The sequence below is a fragment of the Mesobacillus sp. S13 genome, assembly GCF_020422885.1.
Taxonomy (GTDB): Bacteria; Bacillota; Bacilli; order Bacillales; family Cytobacillaceae; genus Mesobacillus; species Mesobacillus selenatarsenatis_A.
Genome location: NZ_CP084622.1, coordinates 4,106,321 through 4,130,372, shown reverse-complemented (window position 1 = coordinate 4,130,372; position 24,052 = coordinate 4,106,321). Strand labels below are relative to the sequence as shown.

Sequence of the window (24,052 nt, the reverse complement as noted above, 5' to 3'; positions counted from 1 at the left end):
TTTATTTGTACCGACAATACAGTCGAACTTCCTAAGTTTTTCTTCTTCAGTTGATTCCTCTTTTAGGAGCCTGTCTATCTTTCCTTAATCGATGACAGGCACCCGCTTCACCAACCTCCAATATATTAGTACATAACATCTTTGAATCGAGGTTTGGTGTATGGCAATCAGAAGAGCGACTCAGGCAGAGACAAACCAAATTCTCCAGCTGTCCGGGAAAGTGATGAAAGAGAGCTCGATGGGATACGCGGTAAACAGTGTACAAAATGCTTATCAACTTTTTATGCCTGTCCTCCAAAAAGGGGGCTATTTTCTCATCGATTTAGAAAACGGCCTGCTGAGAGGATGGATTTTGCTGGCTGCTGACTATAATACTGTGAAGGGCGAGGTCATGGGTAATCTGCTTAGTGCCTATGTATTTCCAAAGTTCAGAAGGTCGGGTGTCGCCATGGACTTGGCAATTGCGGCGATTAATGAGTTCAAGGGGCTGGGAATCAGGACAATCCAGCTAAATGTGTTCAAGGGTAATCCTTCTAGAATTCTTTGTGAAAAATTAGGGTTTAAACCTGTTTCAACGGTAATGGAATTAGATATCCAATAAAACGAGCATCTGATCAAAGGATATCTTGAATGCCTCTCCTTGTTCCGTCATTGAGTTTTATTAAGCCTGAAGCTGGTTCTGCTTGAAGTAGGGCCCAGACAAAATTGGCGGAACATGCATAAACATGGAGAGAGGAGGTTCTTAAAATATGTATCGACACTTGAATGCTTATCAACGAAATGATTATAGATTTGGCGCTGGTCTTGGCTGGTTGCCGTTTTTGGGTGGTTTAGCGGGCGGTTTTCTTGGCGGTGCTCTGGCAGCTCCTCGCCCATTGCCTTTTGGATATCCGGGAGCAGGCTTCCCAGGAACACCTTATCTTCCTCCTGGCGGCGGTTATCCTGGTGCAGGCTTTGGGGGTTACCCGGGTGGAAATTTAGGCGGTTATCCAGGATATGGGGGAGCAGGATATCCAGGTTCGTTTGGAAGCGGCTACCCAATAGGGCCAGGCGGGGCTGGTTATCAGGAAGACGGCTATCCGTTTTATGGAAATTCAGGATTAGATTCGTTCGGCTCTGCATATCCGACAGCTGCTAATAAAGCCTATCCTAAATTTTAATAAGTGTGAAAAGGCCTCAAAGGAGGTCTTTTTTTCTGCTTGGAGCTAGCAGGACATATAAAAAAAGGAAACCCGCAGTCTGCTGCGGGTTTCCTTTCTAGAGGCTATGCTTTCAACAAGTCATGGTCCACATAACGTTCGCCATTCAGCTCGCTGATGATGTTGATGGCAACAGCTGCTCCATTTCCTGCGGTAACAATAGTGTGGACACTTACACCTGCCACTGTACCAGCTGCCCAAATCCCGTTGATGCTTGTTTTGCCATTTTCGTCAACCTCTACATTATTCTTGATACGAGGTTCCGTTCCTGGCACGAGCTTCAAGCCGATTTTATCGGCAAGGTCAGTTAATGCACCGGTGGCCAATAAAACATGCTTTGCCTGGAATGTTTGGGTTTCAGTTTCAACAGTCAATACGTCATTTTCAGATGAAATGTTAACAACGCTATCTTCTACAATCTCTGCCCCGAATTTACTTGCTTGTTTCTTGCCAGTCTCGACAAGCTCAGGGCCAGCAATTTCATTGATTCCATAGTGGTTTTCTACCCATGCACGCTGGGTCATTCCTTTGCCGCTATCAATCACCAATGTCTTTTTTCCTGCTTTCGCAGCGAAAATTGCTGCGCTCGATCCCGCCGGACCTGCTCCAATAATAGCTATATCGTACATTCTGACTCCTCCAAATTAACAATTTAAAATTTTATAGTTAAAGGAATAACTCATTTTATTATCCTCTAAATATATCAATTGATCGTCTGATTTCTGGATGATATATGCAAATCAGGTAAGGCAAAACGATTGTATTTTATGTAAAGCTATGTTGTAATCTTATTTGTCTACTTTTTATACATTTTAGTATAAAAAATAAAAAATGAAAAGTCTAAACTAAAAGCTATACTAAAAATATTCATTATTGATAACAACTGATAAGGAGAAATAGGAGATGGCACAATCATTCAAGCGTGACGTCAAGGACCAATGGTATGTGAAGTATGATGAGGTAGGTTTTCCTTCAATCCAGAAGGGCTGGATTTTGCCAGTAAACAGATGGAAAGATTTTGACCCTTTCATTTTGATGGCAGAAGACTGGTTTAAACGCGGTACTTTTTCCGACCATCCGCATAGAGGTTTCCAAACCGTTACTTATGTAGTGGATGGAAGGCTTGAGCATATTGATAATGCTGGCGGGAGAGACATCCTGGAACCCGGGGATGTTCAGTATATGAATGCAGGCTGGGCGGCACGGCATGCCGAAGAAGGGGTGGATGATGATATCGCCCACACTCTGCAGCTTTGGCTGAACCTGCCTAAGGATCTTCGGAAGACAGAGGCCTCGTATCAGAATGTGTATTCAGAAGATGCGCCAGTAGTCGAATTTGATGGCGGATCTGTCAAGGTGTTTTCTGGGGAAATTGCGGGGGTGAAGGGGCCGTTGAATTCAATTGTGCCTATTACCCTGTCCGAGATTACTTTGTCAGAGGGAACTGAATACGTTCATGAACTGCCAGAAAACCATAACGCATTCTTATATGTTCTATCAGGTGATCTGGATTTTGGTGAAAGCCAGGTCAATTTAAAGAAGCATGGGGTTGCTACATTAACCTTTAATGAAGATGGAAACGATGATAATACAAGTGAATTGAAAATTAAATCCAACAGCCGACGCTCCAAGCTGCTTGTATATTCCGGAAAGCCGATAAAAGAAGAAATTGTGCCATATGGACCTTTTGTCATGAGCACGATGGATGAAATCAGACAGGCATTCCGGGACTTCCAGCAAGGAAAGTTCGGACCTCCAGCCATATAGTATAGGGATTTAAAGGGAGTTGGATGAGGTGGAAGAAATCGAAGGGATCATCACACTTCAAGAGGAAATAGTGACAGTCAATGAAATGCCGTTATCGAAGATCTTTTTAAATTATAACGGGAAAAAGATCAAACTTTCGATTTGTTGCGGATCTGATGCAGAATATCAGTATGATGGGATTGCCGACATATTTTATTATGAGGGCAACCAGCCATACTATCGGGGAACGAAGTATGTGAATGACTTTTTCATTGACCAGGCTGATATCCTCGAAGTACTGGAGAAGCATACGAATGAATTGGTGAAAATAAAAATGATGTCTTACTGGGAAAATCTAGTTTAGAGTGTTCATTTGCTTGGCGCATTCAATAAAATAGAGAGGATGGGATCTGCATGGGAATTGTAGTAGTGGAAATCTGTGATGCTAGCTTGATTACACTTTTAGATATTGAAGGCATTTTGGAAAACGAATTCCCGGAAGTAGCCGTGTTGGAAAGCAGCTGCCTGTCCTTCTGTGGAATGTGCGCCAAAAAGCCATACGCCATTGTGAACGGCAAACGGATTTTTGCGAAAACACCGGAGGAATGCCTTGAATTAATAAGAGAGCATATCGAAATGGAACTGGCTTTATTCGCTTGAGTTAAACCCTTGATATAGGGGGATTTTAAAGAAAGTTTAAGGTGATAAAAATGAGTCTTAAATATAGAGTATTGCTTTACTACAAGTATGTAACGATCAATGATCCAGAGCAATTTGCGGCGGATCATCTGAAGTTCTGCAAAGAAACCGGCATGAAAGGGAGAATCCTTGTAGCCAATGAAGGCATCAACGGAACAGTATCCGGGACGATCGAACAGACAGAAAAGTATATGGAAACAATGCAAGCAGATCCACGTTTTGCTGATATGGTCTTTAAAATTGATGAATCGGATATGCATGCTTTCAAAAAGATGCATGTAAGGCCCCGGAAGGAGCTTGTCACGCTTCGCCTTGAGGATGATGTTGACCCGAATGCTACGACTGGGAAGTATTTGAGTCCGGAAGAGTTTTACGAGGCCATGAATGATTCAGAAACGATTGTCATCGATGCAAGAAACGATTATGAGTACGACCTGGGCCATTTTCGCGAAGCGGTCAAGCCTGACATAAAGAACTTCCGCGAGCTTCCATCGTGGATCAGGGAAAATCGCGACATGTTCGAAGGCAAAAAAGTCCTGACCTATTGTACAGGAGGAATCAGATGTGAAAAGTTTTCCGGTTGGATGCTGAAAGAAGGCTTCGAGGATGTGTCCCAGCTGCATGGCGGGATTGTGACATATGGGAAAGATGCCAGTGTACAGGGAAAACTGTGGGACGGCCAATGCTATGTGTTTGATGAGCGGATAAGTGTCCCGGTCAACCAGCATGAACATGTCGTGGTAGGAAGAGATATTTTTACTGGTGAGCCGTGCGAGCGGTACGTGAACTGTGCTAATCCAGAGTGCAACAAACAGATTCTTTGCTCAGAGGAGAATGAGCATAAGCATTTGCGCGGATGCACCCATGAATGCCGAGTCCACCCAAGAAACAGATATGTTGCTGAACATGGATTGAGCGAGGAGCAAGTGAAGGAAAGGCTTGCCCAAATCACAGATTCAGAAATAGCCAGGTAAAAAGGAGGAGGACTGACATGTCAAATGTCAGTCCTCCTTTTTATCTTGGAAGATAAACTTACAATGGTCGTCACCATCGGTTTTACAGCAGACACGACGCACCTGATCTGTTTCGAGGATGTTCTTGAACATTTCAGTTTCACATCGGCAGGCAACCTTGAATTCATTCGCTACTGCAAAAATCGGGCAATTGTATTCAACAAGCTCATAGGCATCGTCGTCAATCTTAGTGACGCTCGCCATATAGCCTTTTTCATTTTGAATCCTGGCGATTTCATGTATTTTCTCAGCCATCGATTTTTGCTGCGTCTTCTGTTTATATTCCTCAGTAAGCCGCTGTTCTCTCTTGCTGAATAAAAGCTGTATCGATTCCTCGCCATGCATGTCCTTTATATCCTTCAGGAACTCAACGCTCAGCCCTTCATAATTTTTCGGGAAAAGCAGCTCTCCCTGTTGGGTTAAGGAATATTTTTGAAGCGGCCGTCCCATTGGCTGCTTGACTGAGACGGACTTAATGACCCCTTCTTCTTCCAGGCTGATTAGATGCTTCCTTACTGCCATATGGGTAATATTCAAACGATCGGTAAGATCATTGACTGTCAATGTTACTTCTTTCTTTAACAGGTTCAGGATCAGGTTTCGGGTGTTCTTTTTCGTTTTCACCACTATCAAGCACACCTCAATTCTATCGAAATTGATGAATACCATGCCATGTGATCTGTAAGGCATAATGAATAATTAATTATACCTTAAAGTATAAAATAAGAAAATAAAGACCATCCATAACCCGGAATTCGTTCATTTTTGCCAATGAGTAAAGGGGCGCAAGAAAAATACCAACATAAAATAAGCAAACATATTGATTAATTACTTTAGCTTGTAGTATTCTTAATTTACACTTTATATACTAAAAGGTATAAAAAATATTTAAGTTAATTACTTAGGAGGATTATTATGACTACATATTCTTTACCAACATTGAATTATGATTTTAATGCACTTGAGCCTTATATTGACCAGGCGACTATGGAAATCCATTATGGAAAGCATCATCAGACATATGTAAATAACTTGAATGCTGCTCTCGAAGGAAGTGCGGAACTTCAGGAGAAATCACTGGAAAGCTTATTAAGCAACCTTCAGGACGTGCCGGAGGAGATTCGTACGGCAGTGAGGAACAATGGTGGCGGCCATCTTAATCACTCATTATTCTGGGAAGTGATCGCTCCTGCTACTTCTGGTTCAAACCCAGGCGAAAAACTAGCAGCTGCACTGAATGAACAGTTTGGCAGCTTCGAAGGATTCAAAGAAGAATTTACAAAAGCAGCCACAACTCGCTTCGGTTCTGGCTGGGCATGGCTAGTAGTAAATGAGAATGGAAGTTTGGAAGTAACCAGCACTCCAAACCAGGACAATCCTGTCATGGAAGGAAAAACAGCGATTCTCGGCCTGGATGTTTGGGAGCATGCCTACTACTTGAACTACCAAAACAGACGCCCTGAGTATATTTCAAGCTTCTTCAACATCATTAATTGGGAAGTTGTTTCATCCAAGTTTGAAAATGCGGTGAAATAGAAGGCACCAGTTTTAGTGCGTAGGAGGAAGAACATTGAAGTTAGTCGGCGTTTCGGGGTCACTTATAGGTTCGAAAACATCCAAATCCGTGTTTGAAGTCCTGAATGCAGTGGAAAAAATCAATCCGGCAATTGAAACGGAATTAGTAGATTTAAAGGACTATGATGTGGAGTTTGTTCGTGGAATCCCATTACCAAGCTATAACGGCGATACTGTCACAGTGGTGAATAAAATCTTAACGGCAGATTTGCTTGTATTTGGGACTCCGATTTACCAGGCGTCCATATCGGGTGCCTTAAAGAATCTGTTGGACCACATCCCAACGGACTCATTTAAATCCAAAGTGACAGCCATTGTTTCAACTGGAGGATCTGACAAGCACTTTCTTGTTGCGGAATATCATTTAAAACCGATCCTTAGCTTCCTTAAAGGAGTTGTTCCGAACGGAAGTGTATTTGTCCAGAATGCGGCCTTTAATGAGGACAACGAGATAAGTGATCCTGATGTTTTATCAAGAATACAGTCGTTATCGGAAGAAATGCTGGTTATGCAGGAAAGCATATCAAGCAGATAAAAAAGAGGAGTTCAGAGAGTCATCTCTGAACTCCTTTTGTGTTAATTTTGCAGTTCTTCACTATTCAACCTTCTGGTAAGCCAGAATGGCAAATATAAAATCAAGAAGGTAACTAGAGTAATGGCTTCCAAGGAAAGGATGTACCATGGCCATGGTCCGAGATAATCAATCAAAGATGGATTGACTGGTTTTTCGGAGATGTACATATAGTTTCCTTCAATCAGGAAGTTGACGATGAAGACGATCAGTGTATAGACATTCAGCCAGAGGAATGCTTTCCAAATGGATTTCCCGGTTGGCCTGTATCCGGCCACAAAGACCATGAACAGATTGGCAATCACCGTTCCGCCATGGGAAATGAAGAAATGGACATAACGGTAGTGGGGAAAGGTATACAGGCTGATGTCTGGAGTGATCATCGCCTGCAGCGCGCTGCCGACACCGACAAAGTATGTGAACTCAAACAGTGCATATCTTTTTGTTAAAAGTAAAAGGGCGGAAAGGATGAGTGAGATGCTGCTCAGATGAAGGGGAAGCGAATATTGATAGCTCCAATGCCCGCTCCACCAAAGCCATATCTGCAGGCTGATTTCGGAAAGAATCAGTACTAGAAATAATCCAACCCGTGCCATTCGATTGATACTGGGGTTTCTTAACGTTTTTCGGAAAAAGAAAAGCAAAATGATCAAAAGCAGGAAAGCCGCAAGTGTATACAGATGTACACTGGAAAATAGCTGAAAGACATTTTCTGTACCCGGCTCAAAGAGTTCCCTCATAAGCCCCCTCCAATCGCAACGTCGTTTGATTTTTCCAAATTCACACTCTTACTTTAACATATTCCCAGTTGGTATATATATGGATAGAAAATCATACATTTCAAACGATTATAGTTTTGGGGAGGGTAAGAGTATGCAGTTCTATTATGGACAACAGATGCCCTTGAGGATTTTGGATGAAGCAGAGTTCTGGAAGCACCAGGAGGAAGAGCATACTGTCGTGATCAGAGAGTTGATTCCTGATTTGGAACAGGAATATGTAGATGCCCTGAAGCAATGGGAAAAGGTATTGGGAGAGACCCGCCATCAAGTCTTAAGGTACATTGAGACGGTGACGAGATCGGGCAATTACATACCTGCCCAGCTTCACCAGCATGTCTTGAAGCTGACTTCCTATTATCTGCAGCAAAGCCTCGAGTTCATTCAATTGTGTGAGCAAATCAAGAATGAAAGCGAAGCGGTGAAAAATAATCCAACTGCCAAAGTTGTCCTGGACCATATCATCCGGGAATCTGAATACTTTGTCGGCATTGCCCAGGCACTTTTATATCAGCAGACACCTCAATAATCGACTGGAAATCAGCCTGAGTTGCAGGCTGATTTTTTTGTCTGAAATATCCATCCATTTTGTGAAACTTTCTAAATAAAAAAGCCGTTAAATATATAAATATTTCCAGGAGGCCATGGAATGAAGTTGTTCATGCATTACCTGTTCAGAGGATTGTGTATTTTAGGGGGAGCGGTCCTATTCCTATCCATTCCCCGGCTTTTTTATGTTGAAGAAAAGAGGCTGATGTATGGGCCGGAGTTTTTTCTAGGGTCACTGCAGGAGGTCACAGCGCAAATCCTGCTCTTTAATCCTTCTTCTCTCATTCATCAATGGATGACGACCAGTATTGGCGAACGTTATTTTTATACCCTGCAGCTTCTCGGGCTTTCATTGCTGGCGATGGTCACGGGGGGCATTATCCTGACAGGGGCGTTTATCATCATCCCAAGGAAATTTCAGTCAAAGATGAAGGACATGATCAATTTCAGTGAAGCAGTGCCTGATTTATTGATTATTTTCATTCTGCAGTTTGTGGTGATTTATATGTATAAGGAAACTGGAATCAAGCTGTTCAGGCTTTATGGATTGAGCGAAAAGTCCTATTTGATGCCTGTTTTGGCTGTATCGCTTTTGCCATCCTTTTTTATGGCTCAGTTTCTGATCAAAGAAATCGAGCTGGAATGGGAAAAGGACTATGTCATTTTTGCAAAATCGAAGGGACTCCATAATCTGACCATTTACTTCAAGCATATCCTTCGCAATATCTTGCCGATGGCAATCATCCAGTTAAGGACGTTAATTTGGATTCTTCTTTCCCAGCTGGTGTTAGTCGAATACATATTTGCTCTGCAGGGATTCACAAAAGACATGAATCACATTTTCACAAAAGATGCTCCGTCAGTGATTGTATTTTGCCTCTTACTCGCAATCCCCATTCTTTTCGTAGATGTGCTGGCAAGAATCACTGACCATGTCTATCGCGGAAAGGAAGAGGTACATCTATGAGGAAATACAAAAAAACAATAGCCGGCTCCTTGTTGATACTTGCACTGTTCGTAGTCAGCTTGATGTACCCTATTTATGGTGACCAAGATTATAATGAGGAATTTTATGTATATGATAAAAACGGAAACCTACTCGATAGGGCACCCACCCCGCCGACACTTGATCACCCCCTGGGAACGGACAGGAACGGGCAGGACATGGTCTATATCCATCTGTACGGTGCTAAGTTCACGATTGCGGCTGCGTTCGTTATAACAGCAATGCGGGTTGTATTCGGGCTGGCCACTGGACTGCTGATTGCCCTCTGGCTTCCAAAAATGAAAATCTATTTTAAGGATTTTTTCCTTGTCTTTCGCTATGTGCCGGGGTTAATAATTGTTCTATTCCTAATGAGACCAGTTACAGGCCATTATACTGGAGTGCCAGTATGGACAGCCGCAGCTTATCAAATCGGAGTGCTGACACTGGTCGCCTATCCGGCAATCGTATTGCTCACCATTGAATTCATTGAAGTCATGCAAAAAAAGTCCTTTGTGCTATCTTCCTTACTAATCGGTGGCAGCCGATATCACATACTGACCAAACATATTGGGCCATTTTTAAAGTCAACGGGCCTGCTGATGTTTGTTCAGCAGATGTTAAGTACTTTGATCATGATCATGCATTTGGGTCTTTTTGAATATTTCCTGGGAGGAAGGACGAAGGGGGGCATCTTTACACCTCCAGGGGATCTGCCAGTGGCAGAAACTCTATCAAATGAATGGGGCGGACTGATTGGCCAAAACTTCAGGGTCATGATGCAGTATCCATGGATTGTATTGAGCACTATGATCTTCTTCTTTTTCCTGATTGGAATCATGAATATGATGAAAAAAGAAATTGAAAGAAATTTGGCATATGAAAATATCGACTACATCAGTAAAATAAATAATAGGAAGATAAAACCGCAAACTAATAAAAATAAGAAAATGCCTGACGGGTCATTCCGATTAATCAAAGAACAGAGACAGGCAGATGTGTGAACTGACATGAAATTTATAGCGTTTTCAGTGAAAAGAATTCTGGCTGCTATACCAAGCCTGCTTCTGACTTCAATGGTCGTATTCACTCTATTCATGATGATGCCAGGGGTGATGGGGGCAGACTATGATTTCGGAATAATATGGTCAGAATATAAAAAATGGGTCGTGAATTTCTTAACGGGTGAGCTTGGGGTATCCTCCTACTACCGTGTCCCCGTAACCGTGATTCTTAAAGAGAAAATGAAAAACACTATTATTTTAGGACTTGCATCTTTACTAATCACTTATGTTCTTTCTTTTTTCATGGGAAGATATGCGGGCCGTCATCCTAACACATTAGGTGACAGGTTGATCAGTGGGATCAATTATAGCGGCCTTTCATTTCCGATGATTGTCGTTGCCGTCTATTCGATTTATTTTTTCTCTTTCGAATTGAACTGGTTTCCATCGAATGGATCTGTTGATATCACCGTACCGGAAGGGACTCTGGAATACTGGCTTGATTGGCTTCATCATCTAATTTTGCCGGCAACAGTCCTGGGAATCGTCGCCACAGCGACATATACTCAATTTTTGAGGGATGATATCATCGATAACAGCCGTAAAGAGTATGTGAGGACAGCAAGAGCTATCGGGGTTTCTGAAAAAAGGATCTACAATGTGCATATTCTGAGAAACTCTTTGATTCCGATCGTCACGTTTCTTGGATTTGATATGGTCAATCTAGTTAATGGAGCAATCATTGTTGAAACGGTTTTTACTTATCCGGGTATAGGCCAATTATTCATCAAAGCTATTAATATGAGGGACCATGCGATGGTGATGAACCTGACGATGATTTTCTCGACAATCATGATTGTTGGCAATATGATTGCAGATATCCTGTACGGAGTGGTGGATCCACGGATAAAAGTAGAGTAGTAGAGAACTCATCCTAATGGATGGGTTATTTTTTATGATAAAACTCCTAGGTTTAAAACTTTCGCTTATAGAAAGAAGTTTGTTATGATTATATTGAAATAGAGAAAAGGAGGATTTTTCCTATGTATGATGTAGCAATTATCGGAGCGGGCCCTGCAGGCGGAAGCGCAGCAATTTTCGCGGCAAAGGCTGGCAAAAAAACAATCGTGCTGGACAACAATAAAAGTGTAACGAAGCGTGCCTGGATGGAGAACCACTACGGAGCTCCTGAAATCGCAGGCCCTGACTTAGTTGAAACGGGCATCAAGCAGGCGAAAAAGTTTGGTGCAGAGTTCGTTGAAACGACAGTGACTTCAGTCAGCAAAACAGACGACGGCGTTAAAGTCGTAACTGAAAACGGCGAGTATGAAGCAAAGCATGTCATCATCGCATCAGGCATGATGACGGATGTAGCAGATGCATCAGGTATTGCAACAAAAGATGGCACAGAGCCAAGAATCAAGACGATTTTTGACGTAGATGCTGCCGGAAAAACAAATGTTGAAGGCATTTGGGCTGCAGGCACTTGTGCAGGCGTCAGCATGCACACAATCGTCACAGCTGGAGACGGCGCGAAGGTTGCCATCAACGTCATCAGTGACCTGAATGGCGAGCGTTATGTGGACCACGATGTATTAAAAGCATAATTTATTAAAGCCTTGCAGGGGTCTGCAAGGCTTTAATCTTAGTAACATTCTATTAAAATCATCTGCTGCTGTAATTGACCTGGTCCTCAATCTGCCCGTCTTCATCATGGATGTATGCTATCGTACCGGCTTCTTCAGCCATTCGTTGGGCTTCATTTACAGCCTCGGATTTTGAATCAGTCGTGAGTTCCGGCTCATCCTGTCCTTCTCTTTTGACTGCCCAGCCTTCTTCATCATGGGGCACGGCGTGGAATCTTGCATCATCTGTTCCAGCGCGGTCCTTGAAATAACCTTCGCGTTCCCTTCCGTTATCACTATTCTTTGCCATGTTTATTACCTCCTCGATTGCTGGATTACCTGTATAAAGGTATTATGAATTTACCCTGGGCTGATTTGAAGGAAACAAGAATATTTCTGCTTATGAACCATATTTATCCACAAAATCATTAGTAACCCCGACTGCCTGGATAATGGAACCTATGGCCTGAATCCAGCTTCCAGAGGTGATGATTTTCCCGCCTTCACCGCCGCGCAGGTCAATAATTCCCCCGATTGCCTGCATCGAGTTGCCGATTACTTGCAAGAGTATTCCATATAAAATGTAGAGAGCGTCAATTGAAGATTCCTCAACTAAAATTACTGAGAGGGAAGCACTGCCACCGAGGGCTTGGAGCAGATTACCTTTAATATCTAATTTCAATGTAGTCCCTTCACCGACAGGCAGAATAAAGCCAGCGAGCGTGGTGACATTTCCGGTAGCTTGGATTTGATTTCCGATCTTGTCAATTGTAAAGTTGGTTTCACTGTCTGCAATTAGTGAATTGCCTAAAGCCTGCAGTTCGTTCCCCCACACAATAAAATTTATAAGCTGGCTTTCGGTAAATCTCTTCAGAGGTGTACTGCCAATTGCAGCTAGTGTTGTTCCGGCCGCCTGTACCCACTCACCAAAAAGTTCCTTGGTCTCATTTTTCATCCTAATCTCCGCCTTCATCCTTCTAACATCTTATACAGTACAAAGGGATTTCGTTATCAAATAACAAGAAATCCGTATAGCCCGAGCTCTTGAACAATATGTTTAATAATGCAAGAATGCAGCCTAAGAGAACAGAAGAATTTTTCACCTATGTACTAAGAATCTGTTGGTGGAGGTTTTGCCATGGCAGTTGTAAAGCATACAGAGGCGGATATAGATTTGTTGGCCAGACTTCTGAGGGCAGAAGGTGAGGGGGAAGGCCAGCAGGGGATGCTGATGATAGGGAATGTGGGGATCAATCGGATACGGGGGAATTGTTCTGATTTTAAAGGGTTAAGGACGATTCCGCAGATGATTTATCAGGAGCACGCCTTTGAGGCTACCCAGAAGGGTTATTTTTACCAGAGGGCCAGGGAAGTGGAAAAGAGGCTGGCAAGGCGGGCGGTTAAAGGCGAACGGCTATGGCCATCCAAATTTTCGCTCTGGTATTTCCGGCCGCCGGGTGATTGTCCGCCGACCTGGTACAATCAGCCGCTCGCTGGCCGTTTCAAGCTCCATTGCTTTTACGAACCGACTGGAGAAGAATGTGAAAATATTTATAATACTTTCTAATGGGCTGCCGATTTCATCTGTCAGCCTCTTTTTTATTGACATGATTATTGATTAGGAATAAAGTTAAAATGATTAATAGTTAAACAGTTTAACAGTTAAACAATGGAATAAGTTTTGAGCGGGGTGAATAGACATACATGTGTGAGAAATCAATAAAGGATTTAGTGGACCATTATATTCATGTTTCTTTTTCAGTCAACAAGATTGCCGAGGGGATGATCAAGGAAGAAATCGGATCAGATCTTACGAATGATCAGCACTATACATTGCGCTATATCAATAAGGTCGGTTCATGCACATCGTCCGAGCTGGCAGAAGTTTTTGATGTGAAAAAGAGTGCAATTACCGCAATTATTACGCGCTTATGGGAAAAAGGCTTCATCCAGAGAACGAGGGATGAAAATGACAGGCGTTTGGTATATCTGGCTTTGACGGATAAAGGAAACGAAATGTTCCAAAAAACGGAGGAGCGGATTCACTCCCTTGTTGAATCGTTTATTACACAGTTCGACCAGGAGGAAATCGTCCAGTTCCTTAAGACATACGACAAGCTGAATGATATTTTAGCAGAAAGAAAGAGTAGGGTGGAATAGCGTGAAATTCATAATAAAGCAGAAATGGATTGTTATTATTGCGTGGATTCTTGTAGCTGCAGGTCTGTTCATGGCCGCACCGAATATGGCGGATCTTGTCCGGGAAAAAGGACAAATCACCGTACCTGATGAATATTCATCGACCCTGGCTGGCAAGATCATGGATGAAGTCAGGGAACAGGAAGGCGGAGGCGATGAAACCCAGGTCGCTCTCGTCTTCCACAGTGAGAAAAAATTGACTCAGGCAGAAATCAAGGAGGCGGAAAAAGCAATCCGCGAACTTGAAGCTAACAGGGATGAAATCGGGATTACCGACATCCTGACTCATTTCAATGAGGAGAGCCTGAAGGAACAGCTTGTATCAGAAGATGGAAAATCAATTTTGACATCGGTGACGGTCAGCTGGAATGACCGGGAGCCCTCCGAGGTAAGCAAGCTGCTTTATGGAACGATCGAAGATGTCGAAGTCGACCATTATTACACAAGTCAGTGGCTGATCAATGAAGACTTGATGAACAGCTCTGAAGAAGGTTTGAAAAAGACGGAAGGAATCACGGTCGTCTTTATCCTTGTCGTGCTTTTGCTTGTGTTCAGGTCGGTCATCGCTCCTATCATTCCATTGCTGACAGTTGGAATGGCCTATCTCGTATCACAATCGATTGTAGCGATGCTCGTTGATCGAGTGGATTTCCCGCTCTCGAACTATACGCAGATATTCCTCGTGGCTGTATTGTTCGGAATCGGAACCGATTACTGCATTCTATTGCTCAGCCGATTTAAGGAAGAACTTGCCCACCATGAAAGTGTGGCAGATGCGATTGTCGCTACCTATAAAAATGCAGGGCGTACTGTATTTTTCAGTGGCATAGCGGTTATGATCGGTTTCGCGGCCATCGGATTCTCGCAGTTCATTTTATATCAGTCCGCTGCTGCAGTTGCGATCGGCGTAGCCATGCTTTTGATTGGATTATTCACTATTGTCCCATTTTTTATGGCGGTATTAGGAACAAAGATTTTCTGGCCTTCAAAGCAAAGTGCCGAGCATGGGGAAAGCAAATTATGGGGCACGGTTGGAACCTTCTCGCTGGCACGCCCATTCCTGAGCCTGCTGATTGTGGCAGCTGTGTGTGTGCCGTTCCTTGTAGCTTATGACGGAGAATTAAGCTACAACTCACTGGATGAAATCAGCGGCGATGTAAATTCTATCAAAGCCTTCAATGCGATTGCCGACAGTTTCGGACCTGGTGAATCGATGCCAACCCAGGTCATCTTGAAAAATGATGAAAGAATGGATTCGGCTGAATACATCGAGCTGGCAGAGAAGATCAGTTCCGAGTTGGAAAAGGTCGACCTGGTTGACACAGTGCGCTCGGTGACAAGGCCAACTGGTGAACCAATCGAGGACTTCTTTGTGTCCAAGCAGGCTGAAACACTAGGTTCCGGACTTGGAGAAGGAAAAGACGGCCTGGATAAAATCAGCGAAGGTCTTCAAGAGGCTGAATCTGAACTGTCAAAGTCAGCTCCAGAATTGGAGGGTGCCACTGATGGCATTAATCAGCTGATTAATGGCACAACTGAAATTAAATCAGGTCTTGGAGAAATCCAAGGAAATCTGGCCAAAATCGAAAACGGCATCCGCCAGGGATCTGCCGGTTCTGACCAGATACAGGCCGGTTTGGCAGAAGCCAAGGCCGGAGCCGAAGCTTTGCTGGCTGGGTATAAGGAGCTTCAGGGGAAGTATGTGGAAATGCAAACTGGGCTGGATCAGCTTGAAAAGGGCTATAAACAGGCTGGAGAGGGAATTGCCGGACTATCGGGTGGAATCTCCCAGGCAAATGGCAAGCTTTTTGGCTATTTAGAAAATAGAGATGAAACGTTAAAAGCAGACCAAAACTACCAGGAAATAAAAGGCCAGCTCACTTACATGCAGACTGAACTTGCAACAGCTTCAGCAGGGTTGAATCAACTGAATCAGAAACTACCTTTGATTACAGGAGGCATGTCAAAAGCAAACGAAGCATTTGCAGGTGCACTTACCAAGCAGGCTGAGTTCGGCCCTGGACTTCAACAACTCATCGACGGAATCGAGCAGCAGCAGGCAGGATTGAATCAGCTTGCTGACGGACAGGGGAAGATCGTTGATAATTTTCCTAAGCTCACAAATGGTTTGACTGGAATTAATGCAGGACAGGAGCAGCTGCTTGCTGGTTTTGGCGGTCTTGGAGGCCAGTTGGCACAGCTTACGGATGGACTCAACCAGAGTACGGACGGGTTGAATCAGGTATCGGAAGGTCTTGGCTCTGCGCAAGAATACCTGGATGGGCTGGCTGAATCGGGTTCCAACGGTTTTTATTTGCCTGCTGATGTCCTTGAGAGCGAGGATTTCACCCAGGTATTTGATGTATATATGTCAAACGACCGTAAAGTCATGACAATGGATGTTATTTTCAAGGCTAATCCTTATTCAAATGAGGCAATGGCGAAGGTGGCTGAAATCGAAGAAGCGGTTGAGCGCGCGACAAAAGGAACGAAGCTTGAAAATGCCGATGTAGCCATTGGCGGCATCACCAGCACCAACGCAGACCTCGATACGATGTCCGGCCAGGATTATTCCCGTACGGTCATTTTGATGCTGCTTGGGATCGGCATCATCCTGGTATTCTTGTTCCGTTCCATCATCATGCCGATTTATATCATCGGGTCGCTGATTTTAACGTATTATACGGCAATGGCAGTCAACGAGGTCATTTATGTTGATATACTTGGCTACTCAGGCATCAGCTGGGCGGTTCCGTTCTTCGCCTTTGTCATCCTCGTTGCCCTTGGCGTTGACTACAGTATTTTCCTGATGGACCGTTTCAATGAGTATAAGAATCTATCCATCTCTGAAGCGATGCTGCTTTCGATGAAGAAGATGGGAACAGTCATCATCTCGGCAGCCGTCATCCTGGGCGGAACGTTCGCAGCGATGATGCCATCCGGAATGATGTCATTGCTGCAAATCGCGTCGATCCTCCTCGTAGGATTGTTCCTGTACGCATTCATCATGCTGCCGCTGTTCATCCCGGTATTGGTGAAGAACTTCGGCCAAGCAAACTGGTGGCCTTTTAAAAGAGTATAGATAGAGAAGCGTAAGCACACTATTCAGACCGAAGCGGCTGAGGGGCTGGGTAATTTTCGAAGTTTGATATTTTCTGTGATAACTGAATGGTGTCATCAAATTGTTTAAAAAAAACACGGAAAAATTTCGGTTAAATTAGAAACGACCCTTATTTCTTTAAAAATAAGGGTCGTTTTTCCGTTTATTTCTTTCAAATCATTAAATTTCGCCTTATTTTTTGCAGGTAAACGGAATATCTCCGCTTATTAGCACCTCATATGCGCCCTCTATATACAATAGCCGGAAATTCTCCGCTTACAAATTCTCCTACCTACTAAAACCAATAACATGGTAGCTGCCTCTTCTTGCTGAATTTTTATTGCATAACATGCCCAAAAACCATAAGATGGAAATATCAAACTTAAAGGGGATAGAATATTGCGTAAATATAACTTGTTTTTTTCAGATGAAGAGGTGAAATTAATAATAGAATAGGAGAATAAATAATGACAGTGAATCTTTTTCGCGGACAAACGCTAAAGCTTACAGCAAAAAGGGAAGGGGATACCGACATCATCGCTTCCTGGGATGGAGATCCGGAGTACCTGAGGAATGTGGATACAGACATTGCGGTACCACGCCCTGTTGAGCATTTTGAAGGTGAGGGTAATCCTGGCTCGAACAGCTTTTACTTCCGCTTAAGGACAATTGAGGATGACAGGCTGATCGGATTTATCGTCATTCACAGCATTGAATGGAATAACAGAGCAGGAATGCTTGCGATGGGCATCGGCAATGCCAATGACCGTGGTAAAGGGTATGGTTCTGAAGCGCTGCAGCTCATTCTTCGGTATGCCTTCCATGAACTGAACCTGAACCGTGTCGGTCTGGATGTCATTGAGTATAATGAGCGGGGAATCCGTGCCTATCAAAAAGCCGGCTTTCAGCTTGAAGGAAGGGTGAGGCAAGCAGTCCATCGTGATGGCAAAATTTATGACCGAATCAATATGGGGATTTTACGGTCGGAGTGGGAAGCACTCTTCTTATAAAAACAATAACGGACCGGGCATTCTTCATGCCCGGTCCGCTTTTTTTATTTTACTCTGAAGCAGCCTTTAACCCCTTAGATGGAACCATCCTGTCAAAAGCCCAACCGGCTAGCGCGCCGACAAGTGCAGGCAGAAGCCAGCCGAGTCCCTCTGCATATAGCGGCAATGATGTTAGTAGTGCTCCGAGTGCTTCTGATTCAACTCCGAAGGTCTTGAAACCGTCTACTATGCTTACAAGTGCTGTTGCAAACACTGCTCCAACATAGACTCCGCGTGCTCCCTTGAAGAAACGGTCAAGGAAGCTCAGGATGACAAGCACGATTGTGATTGGATAAAGAACGATCAACACCGGTACTGATATCGAAATAATCTGGTTAAGGCCAAGATTCGCGATTAATAAACTGACCAATGTGACAACGAGTGTGTAAGTCTTATAAGAAGCCTTAGGCATGGTCTTTGCGAAAAATTGGCTTGTCGCCGCTACAAGGCCAACTGCCGTTGTGAAGCAGGCGAGTGTTACAATCAAGCCGAGCAGCAGCATGCCAGGTTCCCCGAACATCTGCTTAGCTGATTCTGTTAAAATCGCACCACCATTTTCGTATTCACCAACCGATGCCATTTTTGCACCAAGAAGGCCGACAGTTACATATACAAAAGCCAATCCGATGCCAGCGATTACGCCAGCTTTCAATGTTTCCCTTACAACCTGCCTGCGTTCCAGCTCTTTTTTCTGCTGGATAGCCCCAACGACAATGATCCCGAAGGCCAATGCGGCAATCGTATCCATCGTCAGGTATCCTTCAAGGAAGCCTGTAGCAAATGGTGCTGCCGCATACTTTTCAGATACCTCCCCAAACGATCCATCCAGTTTGAAAAAGCTTCCAATTACCAGCATGACGATAGCGACAAGCAAAACAGGAGTCAGGATGCTCCCGATCCGTTCAACCATTTTTGAAGGATTTAACGTAACCCAGTAAACAAGTGAGAAAAAGATTAATGTAAACAGTAAAAGCAGCAGGGGATTTGATCCTGATTCCCCAAGGAACGGCTTGACAGACATTTCAAAAGCAACGTTTGCGCTTCTAGGAATACCGAAGAACGGCCCAATCGATAGATAAACAGCAGCGCTGAAAATCACTGCAAATACAGGGTGAACTTTTGACCCGATTTCCTTTATGCCATCCTTAGCCATTGAAATGACAACAACCGTCAGTAATGGCAACCCCACTCCGGTTACAACAAAACCAAGCATCGCTGGCCAAAAGTTCGCTCCAGCTTCCTGTCCTAAAAACGGCGGGAAAATTAGATTCCCTGCTCCAAAAAATAATGCAAATAACATTAGACCGATTGTGAGTGTTTCTTTACTCCTTAAGCTTCCCATCCTTTTTCTCCTCCTAATATAATGTTCTGGCACTGAGAGTATAGGAAATTCGGAACGGAATGTTATACAATGAAAAACAAAAAACTCGCCCCTGAAATAGGGACGAGTTGCGCTCGCGTTACCACCCTGATTCCGCACAAACATGCGGCTCTCATCAACGTACCATCATACGTGTTCCATTTAACGGCGGACAAGCCGGCAAAAGCTTACTGCAACAAAGTTTCAGCTCTGCATCTCGGAGATGATGTTCCTCTATAATCTGAACACCGGCTTGCAGCAAACCACCGGCTCTCTGGGGATCAGGTTCCATAAAGGACGTGTTCTCGTCATCGATTTTTATTATTGTAAAATATATTTACATGAACTATGATAATATTCAGATAATATTATGTCAATACTAATAACAAGGAAATTTTTTCAATAGACATTCTGAAGCTTATCACTCCTCATTATGTCTGGAAAATCCGTTTTATAACCATTTTGAAGCCGTGCACCTGCTGAAATGTCTAAGAACTCCCGTTTAATGGACATTTTAAAGCCGTGCACCTGCTGAAATGTCTAAGAACTCCCGTTTAATGTACATTTTGACTCCGTGCATCTGCTGAATTGTCTAAGAAGTCCCGTTTAATAGACATTTTGAAGCCGTACATCTGCTGAAATGTCTAAGAACCCCCGTTTAATAGACATTTTGAAGCCGTGCATCTGTTGAAATGTCTAAGAACTCCCGTTTAATGGACATTTTAAAGCATGGCTCTCCCTAAAATGTCTATTAAAACCATTTAAAAGGAAAATATATTGTCCAAATCAGTACAGTTCGTATTAATATTGAGTTATATAGGTCTAGAATTGGAGAAATATCATGAATCTAAAAAAGCTAGAGGCATTCATCATGGTTGTCGAAAAGAATAGTTTTTCCGAAGCAGCAGCTGTACTAAAAAGCTCACAGCCTTCTGTCAGCCTGAAAGTCAAAAGCCTGGAAGATGAGCTCGGGTTTGAACTGCTTGACAGGGGCTTGTCAGGAATCAGGCCGACGTCTGCAGGAATGGTGGTTTATACAGCCGCAAAGGACATCGCCAACCGGTGGAGGACATTGGAGGGCGAACTGGGTGAATTCCATGGAACCCTCACTGGGACACTGACGATTGGGGCGAGTACCATACCTGGAACCTATTTGCTTCCCGACTGGATTAAAAAATTCCGCAGACTTTTTCCAAAGGTGGATGTCAAAATCGAAATCGGCGATTCGAAAAAAATACTTGAGAAACTGCAGAACCATCAAATTGATGCTGCAATTATTGGGATGAAGGTCGAATCCCGATTGTTAAGAAGCAAACCGGTTGCCCTGGATTCGTTGGTGTTAGTCACACCTGTTGACCATCCATTAGTTCAAGAGGCATCAGCTGATTTTTCACAAATTCAACAATATGATTTCGTCCTCCGTGAAGAAGGATCGGGAACGCGCAAAATGATGGAGCATTTCTTGGCAGAAAAAGGCCTGTCATTTGAAGATTTGACAGTTGCTGTATCAATCGGAAGCACAGAATCCTTAATCGCTGCGGTTGAAGCAGGACTCGGCATCAGTTTTATTTCCAGGTTGGCAGCTATGCCTGCACAAAAAGCCGGCCGCATTATGATTGTCGATACATTTGAGCCATACGAGCGTGAATTTTGTCTCGTGACTCATTCAGATGCTGAAAATCGGCCGATTATCAGACAGTTTTCAGATATAGTCGATTAAAAGAGAAGAGTTCGGACTGAAAGAGCTAATGACATTTTTCATTTTTCAATTTATTATTAATGTTAGGAGAAAGGGGCGTTTTGGATGCAGGTTAAGGTATTTGCTAATCTCAGGGATATTTGCGGAGGCGTGACAGTCGAAGTGAAGCCTGATGGAGACCGGGTAATGGATGTGCTTGATAAAATGTGCGAAATGTTCCCGGATTTGCACGAAGAAATTTTCACAGAAGAAAAGACGCTCAAGCCATTTGTACACGTTTATATCAATGGCCGTAATATCGTCCATGATCAGGAACTTGAAACGAATGTAAAAGAAACCGACCAGTTCGCGCTGTTCCCACCGGTTGCCGGTGGCTGATATGGTAGATAGAATACTAGAATTCCGCGGAATCAACAGGGACCATCTTGGCATGTATTTTGAAGAGCTGGGCGGCACGCTCGTGACCGACTCCTTCCCGTTCGTCTATGAAGGAGACAGCTGGAGAGCGGAAATTTTAAGCGAGGATGAGCTTGCTTTTACGAAAACATTCATTGTCAATGCCGTACATATCCGGTTTGAAGCGGAAAGCCTGGAAGAACTCGAGCAGCTGATCAAAAATTACCGTTATAAAACAACCCGGGTTGGCGGGTAGCAGAGGTTTCGGCATCTACATGCCGGAACCTTTTATTTTTACTGTAAAAAAATCAGCTGTTTTTTCCAGTTCGCTATAAAAATGAAAAAGTTACTATATAAACAGAAAAGTCGCTATAAAAATGAAAAAGTCGCTATATAAACAGAAAAGTCGCTATAAAAACGAAAAAGTCGCTATAAAAATGAAAACTGGCTATAAAAATAAAATGCTCACTTTAAAAAATGAAATTTCCGCTTAAAAGATTTTCTGGCAACACATTTGCGTCCAATAAAAACGAAAACCAGGCAAATCGCCTGGTTCTCTGCAAGAATATTAAACTTCTTCTGTAGCTGGAGTTGTTTCTTCTCCAATGATACCCAGTTCGCGAAGTTTTTCTTCCGTAACAACGCCATCTTTCCAGCCGCGGACATTATAGTAGTCATCAAGCATGATATCCATGCGAGAAACGAGGCCTTCACTGTTGCCTGATGCGCCTTCTTCAGTAAAGCGTTTTGGCAGGAAGTCGTCCTCACGCTTGTTGAAGCCAGCTAGGTTGTTGTAGTAACGCTCAAGGTTGTAAATTCTTTCCCCTGCAAGCATGACATCATCTGCTGTCATTGGAATGCCTGTCATTGTGCTGTATTGCTCAGCATAATGCTCTGCATTTTCAGAGAAAGAAGAGAATTTACAGATATTCATAGAGTCAGAGAATGAAAGCAGGTTCTGGAATACATTCAGAAGCTCCGCTTTTCCTTCTGCTACTGTACGGTCTGTTGGCTCAGGAATGCCGGCGATTTCAGATGCGATTGTGTAGCCGCGAAGGTGGCAGGCACCACGGTTACTTGTCGCATAGCCAAGGCCGATTCCCTGGATACCACGTGGATCGTAAGCTGGGATAGATTGGCCTTTAACTGACATAGACAGTTCAGGAACGCCCCATGCAGCAGTCGCACGTGCAGGACCTTCAGCAAGGATGCCGCCGAAGCCTTCACGGAATGCGATTTTGCGAGCGATTTCGATCATGCCGTCAGCGTCGCCCCAATCAAGCTTCTCGTCAACGATGCCTTTTTCATAGGCTTCCATTGTGACAGAGATGGCGTGGCCAAGCTCGATTGTATCCATGCCGTATTCGTTACAGATGTCGATTAAGTATGCGATTGCTTCAGAGTCGCTCAATCCGCTGTTTGCACCAAGTGCCCATGCAGATTCGAACTCAAAGCTTTCTACGCGAGTCTTATATTTGCCTTCCTTGACTTCAACTTCAATTTTACAGCCGACCGGGCAAGCGTGGCATGTGTTGTTGGCAACAAGCAGGTGCTCGTTTACCCACTCACCAGAGTGCTTTTCAGCCTCATCCCAGTGTGTCAATTGAGAGTTGCGAGTTGGAAGCGCTCCCACTTCATTGATCAAGTTAGTAAGGACGTTTGTTCCGTATACGGACAATCCGCCTTTGTTAGGAGCAGTCAAGCCGCCTTCAAGAATTGCTTTTACCGCTTTCTTGTTAGCCTGATTGTAATCATCTTTCTGAGCAGGTTCAGGCATATTGCCTTTTTGCGCTGCCTTGATGACGATTGCCTTCAATTTCTTGAAACCTGCAACCGCACCAGTTCCGCCGCGTCCTGCAGAGCGGTCATGCTCGTTCATGAAACCAGCAAAACGTACGCCGTTTTCGCCAGCCTGGCCGATTGTCATGACGCTAAGGTTTTCTTCGCCATGAGCGTCTTTCATAGCCTGCACAGTCGCACGCGTGCTCAATCCCCACAATTGAGAAGCGTCGCGGATCTCTGCCTTGCCATCTTCGATATAAAGGTACACAGGCTTGTCGCTCTTGCCTTTGAAAATCACGTTGTCGATTCCAGCCCACTTCAAACGAGCAGCTGTCCATCCGCCCATGTGTGAGTCAGTAACCGTGCCAGTCAATGGAGACTTCGTCACGACTGCCAGACGTCCGCTCATTGAAGAACGTGAACCTGTTACAGGTCCCGTCATGATGCACAGGATGTTTTCTTCTGACAAAGGCTCTACTTCAGGTCCATTGTCAAGAACGTACTTAACTCCGAGACCGCGGCCGCCGACATACTTTTTCACGTCGTCTTCATTGATGCCTCTGTAATCGACAGTGCCATTTGACAAGTCAACTACGACTTCTTTGTTTTTAAATCCCCCAAAATTCATCTTAACTAATCCACCTCTTTCATTTAGTATGGATAAAAAATAATACAAGAGGCCTAGTTTCCTCTTAATCTTAAGTATAGTGAAAATTCAGCCT

General features: G+C 43.8%; 27 protein-coding genes and 1 other annotated feature. Of the genes, 20 read left to right on the top strand and 7 right to left on the bottom strand.

Going from position 1 to position 24,052, the window contains the following annotated elements; translation table 11 throughout:
* The first annotated feature begins 160 nt into the window (after positions 1-160).
* Entirely contained in the window at positions 161-601 is a 441-nt protein-coding gene (locus tag LGO15_RS21205) for a GNAT family N-acetyltransferase (RefSeq protein WP_226085821.1), read from the top strand.
* Between the two features lie 148 nt (positions 602-749).
* The gene (locus tag LGO15_RS21200) at positions 750-1,160 is read left to right on the top strand and encodes a hypothetical protein (RefSeq protein ID WP_226085820.1); all 411 of its coding nucleotides are present in this window, start codon (positions 750-752) and stop codon (positions 1,158-1,160) included.
* Positions 1,161-1,264: 104 nt separating this feature from the next.
* On the opposite strand, the gene LGO15_RS21195 is transcribed toward LGO15_RS21200, so the two are convergent.
* A complete protein-coding gene (locus LGO15_RS21195; protein WP_167833095.1) occupies positions 1,265-1,828 on the bottom strand; it encodes an NAD(P)/FAD-dependent oxidoreductase in 564 nt (187 codons plus the stop codon).
* A gap of 274 nt (positions 1,829-2,102) precedes the next feature.
* Between LGO15_RS21195 and LGO15_RS21190 the strand changes: the two genes are divergently transcribed.
* Genes LGO15_RS21190 through LGO15_RS21175 form a run of 4 tightly spaced genes read left to right on the top strand, consistent with a single transcriptional unit; the run spans position 2,103 to position 4,618 of the window.
* Positions 2,103-2,966, top strand: coding sequence for a pirin family protein (locus tag LGO15_RS21190; RefSeq protein WP_167833094.1), 864 nt, complete (start codon positions 2,103-2,105; stop codon positions 2,964-2,966).
* Positions 2,967-2,994: 28 nt separating this feature from the next.
* Positions 2,995-3,309 carry a hypothetical protein gene (locus tag LGO15_RS21185; RefSeq protein ID WP_226085819.1) on the top strand — a complete coding sequence of 105 codons (315 nt, stop codon included), beginning with the start codon at positions 2,995-2,997 and terminating at the stop codon, positions 3,307-3,309.
* A 50-nt stretch (positions 3,310-3,359) separates the two neighbouring features.
* Positions 3,360-3,605: a YuzB family protein gene (locus LGO15_RS21180; RefSeq protein ID WP_226085818.1), complete on the top strand. Its 246-nt coding sequence runs from the start codon at positions 3,360-3,362 to the stop codon at positions 3,603-3,605.
* 50 nt (positions 3,606-3,655) lie between these two features.
* Positions 3,656-4,618: an oxygen-dependent tRNA uridine(34) hydroxylase TrhO gene (locus tag LGO15_RS21175; protein WP_226085817.1), complete on the top strand. Its 963-nt coding sequence runs from the start codon at positions 3,656-3,658 to the stop codon at positions 4,616-4,618.
* Between the two features lie 27 nt (positions 4,619-4,645).
* Here the strand turns inward: LGO15_RS21175 and LGO15_RS21170 are convergent, their stop codons facing one another.
* Positions 4,646-5,284 carry a helix-turn-helix transcriptional regulator gene (locus LGO15_RS21170; protein ID WP_226085816.1) on the bottom strand — a complete coding sequence of 213 codons (639 nt, stop codon included), beginning with the start codon at positions 5,282-5,284 and terminating at the stop codon, positions 4,646-4,648.
* A 288-nt stretch (positions 5,285-5,572) separates the two neighbouring features.
* Between LGO15_RS21170 and LGO15_RS21165 the strand changes: the two genes are divergently transcribed.
* Positions 5,573-6,193 carry a superoxide dismutase gene (locus tag LGO15_RS21165; RefSeq protein ID WP_226085815.1) on the top strand — a complete coding sequence of 207 codons (621 nt, stop codon included), beginning with the start codon at positions 5,573-5,575 and terminating at the stop codon, positions 6,191-6,193.
* Between the two features lie 34 nt (positions 6,194-6,227).
* Entirely contained in the window at positions 6,228-6,767 is a 540-nt protein-coding gene (locus LGO15_RS21160; protein ID WP_226085814.1) for an NADPH-dependent FMN reductase, read from the top strand.
* A 41-nt stretch (positions 6,768-6,808) separates the two neighbouring features.
* Here LGO15_RS21160 and LGO15_RS21155 read toward each other — a convergent pair whose 3' ends face one another.
* Positions 6,809-7,543: a YwaF family protein gene (locus tag LGO15_RS21155; RefSeq protein WP_226085813.1), complete on the bottom strand. Its 735-nt coding sequence runs from the start codon at positions 7,541-7,543 to the stop codon at positions 6,809-6,811.
* Positions 7,544-7,676: 133 nt separating this feature from the next.
* Here LGO15_RS21155 and LGO15_RS21150 point away from each other — a divergent pair, with 133 nt between their 5' ends.
* The 5 genes from LGO15_RS21150 (at position 7,677) to LGO15_RS21130 (ending at position 11,727) form a co-directional block, all read left to right on the top strand.
* A complete protein-coding gene (locus LGO15_RS21150) occupies positions 7,677-8,111 on the top strand; it encodes a DUF2935 domain-containing protein (protein ID WP_226085812.1) in 435 nt (144 codons plus the stop codon).
* Positions 8,112-8,231: 120 nt separating this feature from the next.
* Positions 8,232-9,098 (top strand): ABC transporter permease subunit, encoded by an 867-nt coding sequence (locus LGO15_RS21145; RefSeq protein WP_226085811.1) that lies wholly within the window; start codon positions 8,232-8,234, stop codon positions 9,096-9,098.
* Entirely contained in the window at positions 9,095-10,120 is a 1,026-nt protein-coding gene (locus LGO15_RS21140) for a hypothetical protein (protein ID WP_226085810.1), read from the top strand. The genes LGO15_RS21145 and LGO15_RS21140 overlap by 4 nt, the downstream gene beginning before the upstream one ends.
* Positions 10,121-10,126: 6 nt before the next feature.
* Entirely contained in the window at positions 10,127-11,041 is a 915-nt protein-coding gene (locus LGO15_RS21135; protein WP_226085809.1) for an ABC transporter permease, read from the top strand.
* Between the two features lie 122 nt (positions 11,042-11,163).
* Positions 11,164-11,727 (top strand): FAD-dependent oxidoreductase, encoded by a 564-nt coding sequence (locus LGO15_RS21130; protein WP_226085808.1) that lies wholly within the window; start codon positions 11,164-11,166, stop codon positions 11,725-11,727.
* Between the two features lie 58 nt (positions 11,728-11,785).
* Here LGO15_RS21130 and LGO15_RS21125 read toward each other — a convergent pair whose 3' ends face one another.
* Complete coding sequence (locus LGO15_RS21125) at positions 11,786-12,055, bottom strand: DUF2188 domain-containing protein (RefSeq protein WP_167833081.1); 270 nt, start codon at positions 12,053-12,055, stop codon at positions 11,786-11,788.
* Positions 12,056-12,145: 90 nt separating this feature from the next.
* Entirely contained in the window at positions 12,146-12,700 is a 555-nt protein-coding gene (locus LGO15_RS21120; protein ID WP_167833080.1) for a DUF6944 family repetitive protein, read from the bottom strand.
* 183 nt (positions 12,701-12,883) lie between these two features.
* Here LGO15_RS21120 and LGO15_RS21115 point away from each other — a divergent pair, with 183 nt between their 5' ends.
* From LGO15_RS21115 to LGO15_RS21100, 4 genes are all read left to right on the top strand, one after another.
* Positions 12,884-13,312 carry a cell wall hydrolase gene (locus LGO15_RS21115; protein ID WP_167833079.1) on the top strand — a complete coding sequence of 143 codons (429 nt, stop codon included), beginning with the start codon at positions 12,884-12,886 and terminating at the stop codon, positions 13,310-13,312.
* A gap of 137 nt (positions 13,313-13,449) precedes the next feature.
* Positions 13,450-13,905 carry a MarR family winged helix-turn-helix transcriptional regulator gene (locus tag LGO15_RS21110; protein WP_167833078.1) on the top strand — a complete coding sequence of 152 codons (456 nt, stop codon included), beginning with the start codon at positions 13,450-13,452 and terminating at the stop codon, positions 13,903-13,905.
* A gap of 1 nt (position 13,906) precedes the next feature.
* The gene (locus tag LGO15_RS21105; RefSeq protein ID WP_226085807.1) at positions 13,907-17,026 is read left to right on the top strand and encodes an MMPL family transporter; all 3,120 of its coding nucleotides are present in this window, start codon (positions 13,907-13,909) and stop codon (positions 17,024-17,026) included.
* A gap of 485 nt (positions 17,027-17,511) precedes the next feature.
* Positions 17,512-18,054 (top strand): GNAT family N-acetyltransferase, encoded by a 543-nt coding sequence (locus LGO15_RS21100; protein ID WP_226085806.1) that lies wholly within the window; start codon positions 17,512-17,514, stop codon positions 18,052-18,054.
* A 49-nt stretch (positions 18,055-18,103) separates the two neighbouring features.
* Here the strand turns inward: LGO15_RS21100 and brnQ are convergent, their stop codons facing one another.
* Entirely contained in the window at positions 18,104-19,435 is a 1,332-nt protein-coding gene (brnQ, locus tag LGO15_RS21095) for a branched-chain amino acid transport system II carrier protein (RefSeq protein WP_226085805.1), read from the bottom strand.
* A 95-nt stretch (positions 19,436-19,530) separates the two neighbouring features.
* Positions 19,531-19,774, bottom strand: a binding site (T-box leader).
* Positions 19,775-20,294: 520 nt separating this feature from the next.
* On the opposite strand from brnQ, the gene LGO15_RS21090 reads away from it, so the two are divergent.
* From LGO15_RS21090 to LGO15_RS21080, 3 genes are all read left to right on the top strand, one after another.
* On the top strand, positions 20,295-21,173 hold the full coding sequence (locus LGO15_RS21090; RefSeq protein ID WP_226085804.1) for a selenium metabolism-associated LysR family transcriptional regulator: 879 nt from the start codon (positions 20,295-20,297) through the stop codon (positions 21,171-21,173).
* An 84-nt stretch (positions 21,174-21,257) separates the two neighbouring features.
* Complete coding sequence (locus LGO15_RS21085) at positions 21,258-21,530, top strand: ubiquitin-like small modifier protein 1 (RefSeq protein ID WP_167833545.1); 273 nt, start codon at positions 21,258-21,260, stop codon at positions 21,528-21,530.
* Between the two features lies 1 nt (position 21,531).
* Positions 21,532-21,804, top strand: coding sequence for a MoaD-like domain-containing protein (locus tag LGO15_RS21080; protein WP_226085803.1), 273 nt, complete (start codon positions 21,532-21,534; stop codon positions 21,802-21,804).
* A 312-nt stretch (positions 21,805-22,116) separates the two neighbouring features.
* Here the strand turns inward: LGO15_RS21080 and LGO15_RS21075 are convergent, their stop codons facing one another.
* Positions 22,117-23,958, bottom strand: a complete 1,842-nt coding sequence (locus LGO15_RS21075) for an aldehyde ferredoxin oxidoreductase family protein (protein ID WP_226085802.1) — start codon at positions 23,956-23,958, stop codon at positions 22,117-22,119.
* Positions 23,959-24,052 lie beyond the last annotated feature (94 nt).